Source organism: Hymenobacter sp. IS2118 (genome assembly GCF_000715495.1).
GTDB lineage: Bacteria > Bacteroidota > Bacteroidia > Cytophagales > Hymenobacteraceae > Hymenobacter.
Genome location: NZ_JNLX01000006.1, coordinates 1 through 13166, shown reverse-complemented (window position 1 = coordinate 13166; position 13166 = coordinate 1). Strand labels below are relative to the sequence as shown.

The window sequence follows — 13166 nt, the reverse complement described above, 5'->3', positions numbered from 1 at the left end:
GGGCCAGGAAGCAACCGGGTAGCGACGCTTGCGCCATTTACTCCGTCACTCCGTCGCTCAGTCATTATTCGCCGGGTTCCCGTTCGTCGCGTTCGTTAAGGCCGATTTTCGTCCAGGCCGGTAAGTCGGCCATACCAACGTACCCAATTTCTTCCTGGGCCAGCGGGTGGGCGTAGTAGTTTTCGGCGAGCTCGGCCAGCAACTCTTCAAAGAAGCGGCCCGCATCCAGCGTTTCCCAAGCAGCGCCGGGCGGGTTGCCGTCGGCCAGGGCCTGCAGCGCGGCATCCTGCTGCTCGGCACTCAACGCCATAAATTCTGCCTGAAATAGCTCCTGCGCTATTTCATCAATGCCGCCCAAGCCCAGGCGCATGGCCTCGCGGTCGGGCGGAAGGGCATCGTAGCGCCAGCCATCGGCGCGACCTTCGGCCAAACGTTGGTCCACGGCGGGGGCCAGGGCAATGGGGTTTTCAGGCCGGTCGGGCTGGGGGAAAATGCGGGCGGCTACGGCTTCGAGCAGGGCAAATGTTTCGGGTGCCAACAACTGCGGTTCGTAGGCAGCAGGGGCATTTAGGCGGCTTTCAAGAACGGCGCGGGTGGCTTCCGAAACGTGCTCAGTGGCCAGCAAAGCACGCACGGTGCCGCTGGGATAGGTGGGGACAGACATACAAAAGGCTTGAGCTGATGCGGTGCCGATGGAGTCGGCCCAGCTAGTAACCTCTTACGAGTTAAATCTTCCCGGCGGCTGAGGAATAAGTAGCTGATATTAGCTAGTTCGCTTCCTCCTACACGTGCGCCTCACCCTTGGTCCCAGCGTTGATATGTTCAGGTTCGCCGCCCGTTCACCCCATCCCCTAGCCCCCCTCCGCTTGATGCGCGGAATCCTCCGGGGGAAGGGGGACTAGCTTATAATCATAAAAATTTGATTTTTAATTAATTATACCTGAAAAATTAGCTCCCCTTCCCCCAGAGGATTCCGCGCATCAAGCGGAGGGGGGTTGGGGGATGGGGTTTGCAGGCGGCGAGCCAGAACCTATCAACGCTGGGGTCAGGAGGTCAGGCAACCGCCAGCATAGCCACCTACTTCAGCAGCATAATAGCAGCCATGGTTTCAATCCCGTCCCACAAATTACCAAGGCGAATGTTCTCGTTTTCAGCGTGCTGGTTATTGTCGTAGTTGGCCACGGGCACCGTAATAGTCTGGGCGCCTAGCTGCTGCTCGAACACGTAGAGCGGTAGGCTGCCGCCCATGGTGGGTAGCACTACCACGGGGTCAGGGGTGGTGGTTTGCACGGCGGCAATAATCTGGCGGGCAATGGGCAGGTCGAGGCGGGTGCGCTGGGCATTGTAACCGGTTTCGGGCTGCACGCAGGCCAGCAGCGGGTACTGGGCACGCTCGGCGTCGGTGGGTTCGGCGGTGGTTACGTGGTAGCCCTGCCGCTCGATGTGGCGGATTACTTTCTGCACCTGGCGTTGGGCGTCGTTGCCAGGCACCAGGCGCAGGTCCAGCACGGCCGAAGCCACCGTGGGAATAACGTTGGCCGCCTGCGCGCCCACATTGGCACTCTGCATGCCATTGATGTTGAGCGAAGGCTGGTTGAGCAGCTCCACCAGCGACTGGCCGGTGCCGTAGGGCCGGGCAAAGCCCAGCTCTTGCTGAATGGTTTTATCCAGATTCGGCACCTGACCCAGGGCCGTTTTCTCAGCCTGGCTGAGCGGTGTCACGTCATCGTAGAAGCCCGCCACGCGCACCCGGCCGGTGCTATCCGTCATGGAGGCCAGCAGGCGCGAGAGGGCCAGGGCCGGGTTGGGCACCCAGTTGCCGTAGTGCCCGCTGTGCAGAGGGCGGCGCGGGCCGTACACCTTCAGGCTCATGTTTACGTCGCCGCGCGCGCCAAACACCACCTGCTTGCGGCCCGACTGGTGCACCGGCCCGTCGCAAATCACCCACACATCCGAGGCCAGCAGTGGTTTGTGACGGGCCAGGATTTCGGCCAGGTGCGGCGAGCCCCGCTCTTCCTCGCCTTCAAAAAAGAACTTGATGTTGACCCTGGGCTTGAGCTTACTGGCCACCAGCGCCTGGTAGCCAGCCAGGATGGTCATCACCCCGGCTTTGTCGTCGGAAGCGCTGCGGGCGTAGAGGCGCCAGTCGGGGCTGAAGGGCTGGCCGGATGCGGGCCGGGCTGCCAGCTGGCCGCCGCGGTCGAGCGGGCCCGTGGCCAGCGTAGGCGTGAAGGGGCTGAGGCCTTCGCGCCACTGGGCGGGGTTCACAGGCTGGCCGTCGTAGTGCGCGTAGAAAATGACGGTGCGGGTGGCACCCGGCGTGCGCACCTCGCCAAACACCACTGGCGGCGCGCCCGCCGTGGGCGCGGCCAGCAGCTGCGTTTTAATGCCGCGGCGGCGCATCATGTCCTGAATAAACAGGGCCGTGCGGCGCAGGTTGGCCGTGTCGGCGGCCACGTTCGGGATGGCCACCAGCTGCTCAAACTCGGCCAGCAGCGCGTGCTCGTTTGCCTGCCGGAACTGCCGGACTTTTTGCAGCGGGTCGTTGGCCTGCACCGACCCCAGCAGGGCCACCAAGGCCAGCGCGAATAGCTTTTTCATAGCCGTAAAGTAAGCAGTCAGCCACAAGCTTTAAGCTACAAGCCGCAAGGTCAGGGTTGTCCCACAGTATTTTACAAAAACTAGACTTGTTCCTAAATACAAAAAAAGTGTAAAATCGACGGTCATGCTGAGCGCAGCCGAAGCATCTCTACCGCTTCGTTGAGTCGATTGGATTAGTTGCGCGGTAGAGACGCTTCGGCTGCGCTCAGCATGACTCGCTTTTTTCGTTTCTGCTTATTCGGGAACAAGTCTACTCAGTACCCATTTATTTTTGCGCCGGTGCTTAAAGCCGGTTTAGACCGGAAAAGCTACTTTGAAATTCTTCTGAAATAGTGACAGCTCAATAAAAAAAAGCAGCCGACCCAAGGCCGGCTGCTTTTCAGTAAACAGTAACAAAAAGCCAGGCTATCGGAACAGCGTCAGGGCTTTGATGAACGTTTGCGACACGCCCCACATCAGCGGGACGCCCACAAACAGCCAGGCCAGTGCCACCGACAGGCCCGAGCTGGGCTCTTCGGTGTTGTTCGCGTGCGAATTCGGTTGCGGATTCATATCAGTTTCAAATTACAGATTTGAGAAGAAAAGGCTTACACGCCCGCGGGCACAGCATTGGCTTTTTTCACGTGGTACCGCTCACTCACGGCCGTCACCAGAATGTTGGCGATGAAGCCTACTACCAGCACGCCGGCCATGGTGTAGAATACGCTTTCGTAGGCGGCGGCCCCGGTAAGGCCTTTGGCCTTTTGGTTGTCGCGCAGGTAGTTCACCAGCAGCGGGCCGAGGATACCGGCCGTGGACCAGGCCGTGAGCAAGCGGCCGTGAATAGCGCCCACTTGCATGGTGCCAAACATGTCGCGCAGGTACGCCGGAATGGTGGCAAATCCACCGCCGTACATGCTCATAATCACGCAGCACACCACCACAAATAGGGTGAGCGAGGCGCTGGCGGCCAGCGTGGGCACCAGCGCATACAGCGCAATGCCCAAGCCAAAGTATATCATGTAAGTAGGTTTCCGGCCGAGCTTATCAGAAGCCGAAGACCAGAAGAAACGGCCCAGCAGGTTGAACAAGCTGAGCAGGCCCACAAAGCCGGCTGCTGCCGCCGCCGTTACGCCCCGGCCGGCGCCCATGGCCGCATCCGAAAAGGACTCCTGAATGAGCGGTGAGGCCGACTCCAGTACGCCGATGCCGGCCGTCACGTTCATGCACAGCACCACCCACAGCAGCCAGAACTGCGGCGTTTTGATGGCATTGTCGGCGTCCACGTTGGCCGTGGTGATAAGGGCGCTCGACGTCGTGGGTACCACGTAGCCTTCCGGCTTCCAGCCCTCGGCCGGCACCCGAATGGTGAACACGCCAAACATCATAAACGCCAGGTAGATAAGGCCCATGACGATGAATGTGGGTGCTACGCCCATGGGCGCCACGTCTTTGAACTGCGCCATGAGGGCCACTGCCAGTGGCGAGCCAATCATGGCGCCGCCGCCGAAGCCCATAATGGCCATGCCCGTGGCCACGCCCGGCCGGTCAGGAAACCACTTTATCAGGGTGCTCACCGGCGAGATGTAGCCGATGCCCAGGCCGCAGCCACCCACAAAGCCGTAGCCGAAATACACGAGCCAGATGCTATGCAAATGCACGCCCAGCGAGGCAATGAGAAAGCCGCCGGCGAAGCACAGCGCCGAGGCCAGCATGGCCTTGCGCGGCCCCACCCGCTCCAGCCACTTGCCAAACACCGCGGCCGAGAGGCCCAGCAGCACGATGGCAATGGAGAAAATAACGGCCAATTGGCCAGCCGTCCAGTCGTCGGGCGCGGGCGCGTCTACATTGCCGCTGATAAGGGCGCCCATGGGCTTCTTGAACACGCTAAAGGCGTAGGCCTGGCCAATGGCCAGGTGAATGGCCAGCGCCGCCGGGGGCACCAGCCAGCGGTTGTAGCCGGGGCCCGCCACGGTGCGGCTGCGGTCAAGCAGAGATGCGGAATTTTCAGCCATATGAAAAAGTGAAGTTGACGTGAAAGAAAGTGAGAATTGGGGGCAGCCCTATCAGCCATTCGCATGGCCGATAGGGCTGTTAGCGAAAGGTAACGGGCTTTTAAATAGATTGATTATTTGAGGCTTGAAAATTTTGCTAAACAGCTATAGCCGGCTACTTCTAAAAAAAGACGACGGCCGAGTTATCAGATGATAACTCGGCCGTCGTTTGGGGGCAGGTCTGCTGTGGTATTATTCGTCGCTGCTGAGCTTGCCACCCGTCACATGTACGAGGCTGCCGGTCATAAACGAGCCGTCCTGGCTGGCGAGCAGCACGTAGGCGGGCGCAATCTCCTCGGGCTGGCCGGGACGCTTGAGCGCCACTTCGTGGCCGAACTTCTTGATTTCTTCCATCGGCATGGTGGCCGGAATGTTGGGCGTCCAGACCGGGCCGGGCACCACGCAGTTCACCCGAATGCCGCGCTCGCCCAGGTACAGCGCCAGCGACTTGGTGAGGGCGTGAATGCCGGCCTTACTGGCCGCGTAGTCCACCAGAATCGGAATGCCCGTGATGCCCACAATGCTGCCCGTGTTGATGATGCAGTCGTCTTTTTTGAGGTGTGGCAGGGCTGCCTGCGCCATCCAGATGTAGCCAAGAATGTTGGTGTCAAACGTGCGCCGGATTTGCTCCTCGCTGATGTCTTCAAATTTCTCCTGGCTCATCTGAAACGCGGCGTTGTTCACCAGAATGTTCAGCCCGCCCAGCTCGGCCAGGGTGCGGCGCACGGCGTGCCGACACTGTTCCGGGTCGCGCACGTCCATCTTCAGCAGCAGGCACTTACGCTTTTCCTTCTCGACCATTTGCTTGGTTTTCTCAGCATCTTCCACGTTTTCGTTGAAGACGATGGCGACGTGGGCACCTTCCTTGGCGAAGGCAATGGCCACGGCCCGGCCAATGCCCGAGTCGGCCCCGGTAATGAGGGCCACTTTGTCCTGGAGCTTGCCGGCGGCGCGGTAGTTGGCCAGGTCGGAGTCGGGCTGCAGCCTCATGTCGGCCTGCTTGGCAGGGTAGGGTAGCTTCTGGGCGGCCTCTTTAAAATCGGTGGCCATAGGCCGGCGCTCAGCTTTGGCGGGGGCGGTTTTGGCGGCGGGCTTGGCGGGCGTAGCGGGCTTCTTGGGAGCGGGTTTGGCGGCGGCAGTTTTTTTCGTAGTCATGCAAAAGGGAGGAAATGTGGACCTTTGCTTACGCGAAAAAAAGCAGAACGGCCACACCAACTCACGCCAGCCGGACTGGTTTTTACAGCCGCCGCAGCACCACCCGGCGGTTTAGCGGCCGTTGGTTGGGGTCGGTATTATCGGCCACGGGCTGGGTGCCGCCGTAGCCCACGGGGCGCAATTGGGGCTCGGATACGCCGTGCGCCGTGAGGTAGCGGCACACGGCGGCGGCCCGCTGTTGCGAGAGCTGCCGGTTCAGCTCGGCGTTGCCCACATTGTCGGTGTGGCCCTGTACTTCAAAGTGCAGGTTGGGCCGGGCCCGTAGCGCGGTGGCCAGCTCGTCGAGCGCAGTGCGCACGGCGGGCAGCAGCCGGGCCTGGCCTTGGTTGAAATACAGTTCGGGTAAGGTCACCGTTTCGCCCACCGCCAGGCGTGCCAGCTGCGCCGTGCGGCCCGAGTCGGCCGCTGGCCGCGCTGGTTCGGGCGACGCGCTGGGCGCTATGGTTACAGCTGGCCCGACCTCCCGAACCCGCCGGGCCGGCCGTACCGAGGGCTTTGGCGCGCGGCGCGGCGCGGTGGACGCCTGCTGGGGTTGGGCCGGCACCGCCTTGGCCTGCACTGTCACCGGTTGCAGCTGCACCGTCAGCGGCGGCGTTGGCCTGGGGTTACGTGTGTATAGGAACTGGGTGGGAATGGGCTGCGGCGCTGGGGGCTCGGCGTTCAGGCCCCACAGGTTGCGCCAGGTGGCCGGGGGCGGCGTGGTCAGCGGCTGGTCGGGCCGTTCCCAGGTCACCACTGCCCGGGTATCCATGCTGTACTGGCAGTAGTCCACGCGCAAGCGGTAGGCCTCGTTGGCCTTCAGGTTGACGGCTGCGGTGTAGCTGCTCACGGGCTGGCCCCGCCATTCGTTGAGAATTAGCTTGTCGTTGACCCAGATGCGGATGCCGTCGTCCACGGTCACGTGAAAGACGTAGCGCCCGGTGGCCGGCGGCACCAGCCAGCCCGTCCAGCGCACCGAAAAAGTCTCACTCGGCATGCCGGCCGCCGGCGGCTGGTGTCCCCAGTTGAAATTGATGCTGGCGTCGCGGCGGCTCAGCACGAACCGCTCAAAATCGGTGCCCTCGTAATAATCACCCCTGATGCCGCTGCCCGCCCGCTGGGCCTGGCCCCGCGCCGATAGCACCGGCAGGCACAGCCCCAACAGCAGCAGTAATCCCAGCAACGCAGCCTTCTGCCGCTCCCGATGCATAATCCAAGCCATGCTGCAACAACGGTGGTTTAGCAAAATCAGTATCGGGCTTTTGAAGCAGTTTATGCCCATCAGTCAAGTCTGAACTCGGGGCTTGCTACTTGAATTCGTGGCCGCAATGGAAGCAGTGGTGCCGCTTGCCGCGCACCGGGTAGCGCAACAATATGGAGAGTAGGCCCGACCACAGTCCGTAGGTATTGCGCGTGGCCGCCCCGTAGGCCACATCCGAGGAGCCGCACTTGGGGCAGCGCGGTGCTACGGGGTCGGGCGCATCGGCGGCAAAGGAGGCTTCGTCGGGGCCGGTGGCGGGTGGCACTGCTACGTCGCGCAGAATTTCCAGCGCGGTTTCGGCATCGGCCTGGCGCACGTGCAGGCGCACGCCCCCGGTAATGGGGCTATACAGCGGCATGATTGAGACCAGGTTTTCGTTGCTCAAAAAGCAGGGGATACCCGCTGCTTCCAGTCGCGTACGGGCCAGGTTGGCGGCCATCGGCTCATAGTATGATTCCAGGAAAATGACGGAGTCAGGGGAAGACATGGGTTGAGTTATGAATCAAAAGTTATAAGTGATGAGCGGAAGTATAGCCATGCGTAGGACTCACCACTCATAACGTTTAATTCATAACTCACTGTGCTTTGGTAGCTGTTTTGATGCCCTTGGCAGCATGGCCGGCCTGTAAGGCCACAAATTCGGCCTGCCGCGCCCGAATGCGGACCTCGTCGCGCGCCGGAATGTCAAGGCGAATCTGCTTCACCTGGTCGTTCAGGCGGCGGTACACGGCGCGGGCGTAGTCCCAGTCGCGGTCGGTCCAGGTGGCGCGCTGCTCGCGGGCCGTGCGAATGAGCTGGGCGTAAGCGTTGGGCAAGTCGCTGGGGGTGAGGTTGTCGAGCTGGCCGGAGTAGGGACCCATCAGCTTGGCTTCCATGGCAATTTCCTGGCGCGGGTCCAGGGGCTGGCTGCGGCGGGCGCGGTTGGCGGCGTCGTAGCTGGCGGTGGCTTTGCCCAGGCGGGCTACCTTCTGGGCGGCGGTACGGGCCAACGTATCCAGCTCGCGCACGCCTTCGCGGGCCACTTCCTGCCGCTCGCGGGGCGTCGAGTCGCAGCCGGTGAGCAGTAAAGCTGGCAGCAGCAGCGTTGCGGCCACGCCACCCAATCCCTTTTTCAAATCCTTAACCAATGAGTTCATAGCAATATGCCCGGCAAGCCGGACGTCTGGTGAGCCGCTTTCTACGGCTTTGCCAGCCGAAAGGTAAGCGTGAGCTCATATTCCGTGGGCACGGCGCGGGTGCCCAGCCGGGCTGGTATCCATTCGTTGGGCACGGTGCGAACCACGCGCAGGGCTTCCTGGTCGCAGCCGCCGCCGATGCTGCGCACCACCCGATGGTCGCTGGCCTGTCCCAGCGTGTCAATGGCAAAGGCAATGGTGACCTGGCCCTGAATATTGCGGGTTTGGGCCTGTTCCGGGTACTGCAGCTGCGTCGTGTAAGTAGCCAGCGCGGGGTCGCCGCCGATAAACAGCGGGGGCTGGTCCACTACGCGGCTGGCCCACTGGCCCGGCGTGGCCTCCACGCGGTACCGCATGTCGCCGCTGGGCCGGTAATACACGAGGGCTTTGGCGGAATGGTCGTAGCGCTGCACCACCACTTTCTCCTGCGAAGCGGTGTAGCCGTAATATTCCCAGATGCCCACCTTTTCACGGCGTTCCAGCTGGCCACTTTCCCATTTGGTGGTGCGCATCTTTTGGGCGCTGGCAACAGTGGCAATGCCTAAGAGTAAGATAAGTTGAAAAGCTAGCGTAATTGTGTTTTTCATAGTAGGGCAGCGTGTGTAAATAAGAATAGTTGGCTATTTTTTATCCTCAACCGTTTCCGGTTGGGCAAGGTAAGAAAACGTTTTTTGTTTGCAAACGTTTGCAAGAACCATGCCTCTACAAGCCTTCCTCTTCCATCTGCTCGCGTACTTCCCGTAATTGCTGTTGTAGCCCTGGCAGATGTGGGCAAATGCCTGAGAGCCGAACCAGTACCCGCAGCGCCCGCGGATAGTCGCCCAGTTGCCGCAGCATGCCCGCCTGTCCCCACAGCGCCCCAAAATGACGGGGCTCCCGGCGCAGGGTTTCCCGAATGTCGTCCAGCGAAGCCCGGTATTCGCCGCGCAGGTAACGTGCTGTGGCTCTCTTGTTCCAAGCCTCGGCAAAGTCGCCCTTAACTTGAATTATACGAGTAAAGTGCTCAATGGCAAGCCCGTGGTCTCCGGCTTGCAGGGCACGCATGCCCACCTCCATTGCTTTGTTGATGGCCACGTCCTCCGTGGTGAGCCACAGCTGCCAGATGCCGTTTTGCATGGCTTCAATCTCGGCCGGCGCAGTGGCCAGCCGCAAGCGGGCAAACAGCTCGTCTAGCATAGAAAGTTAGCAGTGAACAGGTAGTAGTGAACAATACCACAAGTTACCCCAGTAGGATAAATGACGCTGGAAGGAACTGAACAATTGCGTACTAATTCTAAAACAGCTCGGCCGCAATGCGCCGGATGCTCTCCGACTTGCCCATGGAATAATAATGCAGGCAGGGCACGCCGCGGGCCATCAGCTCGCGACTCTGGTTGATGCACCATTCGATGCCGATGGCGCGGGCCGCCTCGTTGTCGCGGCACTGGCTGATGGCTTCCACCAGTGGCTCGGGCAGGTTGAGGTAAAAGGTGCGCGGCAGCATGGTGAGCTGCGATTTGGTGGTGAGCGGCTTCAGGCCCGGAATGATGGGCACCGTGATGCCGGCCTCGCGGCACAGGCGCTCGAACCGGAAGAATTCTTCGTTGTCGAAGAACATCTGGGTCACGACGTAGTCGGCGCCGCGGTCCACTTTGTGGCGCAGGTAGCGGATGTCGGACTGATAGTTGGGGGCCTCGAAGTGCTTTTCGGGGTAGCCGGCCGTGCCAATGCAGAAGCCGGTGGCCCAGCTGTCGTCCTGTTCCTGGTCGAGGTATTCGCCCTTGTTCAGGTCGGCCACCTGCCCGATGAGGTCGGCGGCGTAGGCGTGCCCGTCGGGCTCGGGCTTAAATATGCCTTCGCTCTTAATGGGGTCGCCGCGCAGAGCCAACACCGAGTCGATGCCCAGAAAATGCAGGTCAATCAGCGCGTTTTCGGTTTCTTCCTTGCTGAAGCCCCCGCAGATGAGGTGGGGCACGGTGTCCACGTCGAAGCGGTTTTTGATGGCCGCGCAAATGCCCACCGTGCCCGGCCGGCGGCGCACGGTCTTCTTCTCCAGCAGCCCGTTGGGGTGGTGGCGGTACACGTACTCCTCGCGGTGATAGGTCACGTCGATAAACGGCGGCTTAAATTCCATCAGCGGCTCAATATTGGAGAACAGCGTGTGGATGTTTTCGCCCTTTTTCGGCGGCAGTACTTCAAAGGAGAAGAGGGTCTTGCCGTTGGCGCGGTCCAGGTGGTCGGTAACTTTCATTTTTGAGCTGCTAGCCTTTAGCGGTTAGCTATTAGCTTTTTAAATCGATTATTTTCAGAACGAGGGCTACTGGCTAATAGATGCCAGCTAAACTTTCGGTTCGTAGTTCAGATTCGGCATCAGCCAGCGCTCCAGCTCAGCCAGTTCCATGCCTTTGCGCTGAGCGATGTCGGCTACCTGGTCCTTGCCAATCCGGCCCAGGCCAAAGTAGCGCGAATCCGGGTGGGCGTAGTACATGCCGCTCACCGACGAGGCCGGGTACATGGCCAGGTTTTCGGTGAGCGTGATGCCGGTAGTGGCGCCCGCGTCGAGTAGCTGAAACAGGGTAATTTTCTCGGTGTGGTCGGGGCAGCCGGGGTAGCCGGGGGCGGGGCGCACGCCTCGATATTTTTCCTGCACCAGCTCTTCGCCGCTCAGGTGCTCATCGGGCGCGTAGGCCCAGAACTCGCGGCGCACCCGCTCGTGCAGGCGCTCGGCAAAGGCCTCGGCCAGGCGGTCGGCCAGGGCCTTCACCATGATGCTGGAGTAGTCGTCGTGGTCGGCGTCGAACTGCTCAATGAGTTTCTCGATGCCGATGCCGGCCGTGACGGCAAACCCGCCCAGGTAATCGGCCCGGCCCGTTTCCTTGGGCGCCAGGTAGTCCGAGAATGCCACGTTGCGGATGCCTGGGCCCTTCTCGCCCTGTTGGCGCAGGGTGAAGAACTCGGTAGCCACTTTCTCCCGCGAGTCGTCGGCGTAGATTTCGATGGTGTCGTGGCCCACCGTATTAGCCGGCCAGAAGCCTAGCACGGCGCGGGCCGTGAGCAGCTTGCCGTCAATGATTTTCCGGAGCATCGCCTGCGCATCGTCGAAGAGCTTGGTGGCGGCCTCGCCCAGCGTTTCATCGGTGAGGATGCGCGGGTAGCGGCCTTTCAGCTCCCAGGTGTGGAAGAACGGCGTCCAGTCGATGTACTCGGCTAGTTCGGCCAGGTCGTAGTCTTCCAGCACCTTAGTGCCCAGAAAAGTAGGTTTGGTAATGGGAGTAGTGGCCCAATCAGCCTTGAACCCGTTCTCACGGGCCGCGGCTATGGTCAGGTAGTTTTTATCACGCTGGCGGCTGGCGTAATCGGCACGCAGGGCGGCGTAGTCGGCGGCCACGGTTTCGGCGTAAGCGGCCTCGCCTGAGCCCAGCAGGCCCGCCGCCACGCCCACCGAGCGCGAGGCATCGTTGACGTGCACCACGGCGCCGCTGTAGGCCGGCGCAATTTTCACGGCCGTGTGCAGGCGCGAGGTGGTGGCGCCGCCAATGAGGAGCGGCACTTTCATGCCGCGCTTCTGCATGGCCTGGGCCACGTACACCATCTCATCGAGCGAGGGCGTGATGAGGCCGGACAGGCCAATGACGTCCACCTGTTGGCGTTGCGCTTCGTCGAGAATCTTCTCCAGCGGCACCATCACGCCCAGGTCGATGATGTCGAAGTTATTGCATGCCAGCACCACGCCCACAATATTTTTGCCGATGTCGTGCACATCGCCTTTCACGGTGGCCATCAGTATTTTACCGGCCGTCTGGCGTTCCTGCCCGCGCTTGTCGGCCAGCAGGTACGGCTCCAGGTAGGCCACGGCCTTTTTCATCACGCGGGCCGATTTCACCACCTGGGGCAGGAACATCTTGCCGGCCCCAAACAGGTCGCCCACCACGTTCATGCCAGCCATTAAGGGGCCCTCAATCACATCAAGCGGCCGCGCCAGCTCCTGGCGGGCCGCTTCGGTGTCTTCGTCAATAAACTCAGTGATGCCCTTCACCAGCGCGTGCGACAGCCGCTCCTGCACCGGCAGGCTGCGCCAGGCATCGGCCACCACTTCCACCTTGCCCTTTTGCTTCACGGTGTCGGCAAATTCTAGTAGGCGCTCGGTGGCATCGGCGCGGCGGTTGAGCAGCACGTCTTCCACCAGCTCCAGCAGGTCTTTGGGCACTTCGTCGTACACGGCCAGCTGGTTGGGGTTCACAATGCCCATGTCCAGCCCGGCCCGGATGGCGTGGTAGAGGAAGGCCGCGTGCATGGCCTCGCGCACCACGTCGTTGCCGCGAAACGAGAACGAGATGTTCGACACGCCGCCGCTGGTCAGGGCACCGGGCAGGTTGGCCTTAATCCAGCGCACCGACTCGATGAAGTCGACGGCGTAGTTGCGGTGCTCCTCCATGCCGGTGCCGACGATGAGGATGTTGGGGTCGAAAATGATGTCCGTGGGCGGGAAATCGATGCTCAGCAGCAGGTCGTAGCTGCGCTGGCAGATTTCTTGGCGGCGCTCCAAGGTGTCGGCCTGGCCGTCTTCGTCAAAGGCCATTACCACCATCGCCGCGCCGTACTGGCGCACGGTGCGGGCTCGCTGCAAAAACAGCTCCGGCCCCTCTTTCAGCGAAATCGAGTTCACGATGCTCTTGCCCTGCACGCACTTCAGGCCGGCTTCCAGCACGCTCCACTTCGAAGAGTCTATCATCACCGGTACCCGCGAGATGTCGGGCTCCGAGGCGATGAGGTGCAGGAACGTGGTCATGGCTTGCTCCGAGTCGAGCATGCCCTCGTCCATGTTCACGTCGATGACCTGGGCGCCTTCCTCTACCTGCACGCGGGCCACGGCCAGCGCTTCCTCATATGCGCCGGTGCGGATGAGGCGGGCGAATGCCCGCG

12 protein-coding genes are annotated in these 13166 nt (G+C 61.6%); all 12 read right to left on the bottom strand.

The genetic code is table 11. The features are described 5' to 3' along the window. Positions 1-64: 64 nt before the first annotated feature. Positions 65-664: a gluconate 2-dehydrogenase subunit 3 family protein gene (locus tag GM79_RS00380; RefSeq protein WP_035557386.1), complete on the bottom strand. Its 600-nt coding sequence runs from the start codon at positions 662-664 to the stop codon at positions 65-67. Positions 665-1077: 413 nt separating this feature from the next. Beyond that, positions 1078-2601 carry a M20/M25/M40 family metallo-hydrolase gene (locus GM79_RS00375; RefSeq protein ID WP_035557383.1) on the bottom strand — a complete coding sequence of 508 codons (1524 nt, stop codon included), beginning with the start codon at positions 2599-2601 and terminating at the stop codon, positions 1078-1080. 405 nt (positions 2602-3006) lie between these two features. Then, a complete protein-coding gene (locus tag GM79_RS25685; RefSeq protein WP_200875565.1) occupies positions 3007-3153 on the bottom strand; it encodes a hypothetical protein in 147 nt (48 codons plus the stop codon). Between the two features lie 35 nt (positions 3154-3188). After that, positions 3189-4595, bottom strand: a complete 1407-nt coding sequence (locus GM79_RS00370) for an OFA family MFS transporter (protein WP_035557381.1) — start codon at positions 4593-4595, stop codon at positions 3189-3191. A 231-nt stretch (positions 4596-4826) separates the two neighbouring features. After that, a complete protein-coding gene (locus GM79_RS00365; protein ID WP_035557590.1) occupies positions 4827-5684 on the bottom strand; it encodes an SDR family oxidoreductase in 858 nt (285 codons plus the stop codon). 187 nt (positions 5685-5871) lie between these two features. Next, positions 5872-7050, bottom strand: a complete 1179-nt coding sequence (locus GM79_RS00360) for a PA14 domain-containing protein (protein ID WP_161787081.1) — start codon at positions 7048-7050, stop codon at positions 5872-5874. A gap of 85 nt (positions 7051-7135) precedes the next feature. Continuing rightward, positions 7136-7576: a DUF2007 domain-containing protein gene (locus GM79_RS00355; RefSeq protein ID WP_035557375.1), complete on the bottom strand. Its 441-nt coding sequence runs from the start codon at positions 7574-7576 to the stop codon at positions 7136-7138. Positions 7577-7664: 88 nt separating this feature from the next. Then, entirely contained in the window at positions 7665-8225 is a 561-nt protein-coding gene (locus tag GM79_RS00350) for a hypothetical protein (RefSeq protein WP_035557372.1), read from the bottom strand. Between the two features lie 41 nt (positions 8226-8266). Next, the gene (locus GM79_RS22550; RefSeq protein ID WP_161787080.1) at positions 8267-8776 is read right to left on the bottom strand and encodes an energy transducer TonB; all 510 of its coding nucleotides are present in this window, start codon (positions 8774-8776) and stop codon (positions 8267-8269) included. A gap of 190 nt (positions 8777-8966) precedes the next feature. Further along, positions 8967-9440, bottom strand: a complete 474-nt coding sequence (locus GM79_RS00340; protein ID WP_051718314.1) for a tetratricopeptide repeat protein — start codon at positions 9438-9440, stop codon at positions 8967-8969. A gap of 97 nt (positions 9441-9537) precedes the next feature. Then, positions 9538-10494 (bottom strand): methylenetetrahydrofolate reductase [NAD(P)H], encoded by a 957-nt coding sequence (gene metF, locus GM79_RS00335; protein ID WP_035557369.1) that lies wholly within the window; start codon positions 10492-10494, stop codon positions 9538-9540. A gap of 87 nt (positions 10495-10581) precedes the next feature. Further along, a partial coding sequence (gene metH, locus GM79_RS00330) for a methionine synthase (RefSeq protein WP_035557365.1) occupies positions 10582-13166 on the bottom strand: 2585 nt, incomplete at its 5' end.

What these genes read in the sequence shown, in the direction of transcription:
- GM79_RS00380 (WP_035557386.1), bottom strand. Translation starts at nt 664, where the DNA reads ATGTCTGTCCCCACCTATCCCAGCGGCACCGTGCGTGCTTTGCTGGCC.
- GM79_RS00375 (WP_035557383.1), bottom strand. Translation starts at nt 2,601, where the DNA reads ATGAAAAAGCTATTCGCGCTGGCCTTGGTGGCCCTGCTGGGGTCGGTG.
- GM79_RS25685 (WP_200875565.1), bottom strand. Translation starts at nt 3,153, where the DNA reads ATGAATCCGCAACCGAATTCGCACGCGAACAACACCGAAGAGCCCAGC.
- GM79_RS00370 (WP_035557381.1), bottom strand. Translation starts at nt 4,595, where the DNA reads ATGGCTGAAAATTCCGCATCTCTGCTTGACCGCAGCCGCACCGTGGCG.
- GM79_RS00365 (WP_035557590.1), bottom strand. Translation starts at nt 5,684, where the DNA reads ATGGCCACCGATTTTAAAGAGGCCGCCCAGAAGCTACCCTACCCTGCC.
- GM79_RS00360 (WP_161787081.1), bottom strand. Translation starts at nt 7,050, where the DNA reads ATGGCTTGGATTATGCATCGGGAGCGGCAGAAGGCTGCGTTGCTGGGA.
- GM79_RS00355 (WP_035557375.1), bottom strand. Translation starts at nt 7,576, where the DNA reads ATGTCTTCCCCTGACTCCGTCATTTTCCTGGAATCATACTATGAGCCG.
- GM79_RS00350 (WP_035557372.1), bottom strand. Translation starts at nt 8,225, where the DNA reads ATGAACTCATTGGTTAAGGATTTGAAAAAGGGATTGGGTGGCGTGGCC.
- GM79_RS22550 (WP_161787080.1), bottom strand. Translation starts at nt 8,776, where the DNA reads ATGCGCACCACCAAATGGGAAAGTGGCCAGCTGGAACGCCGTGAAAAG.
- GM79_RS00340 (WP_051718314.1), bottom strand. Translation starts at nt 9,440, where the DNA reads ATGCTAGACGAGCTGTTTGCCCGCTTGCGGCTGGCCACTGCGCCGGCC.
- metF (WP_035557369.1), bottom strand. Translation starts at nt 10,494, where the DNA reads ATGAAAGTTACCGACCACCTGGACCGCGCCAACGGCAAGACCCTCTTC.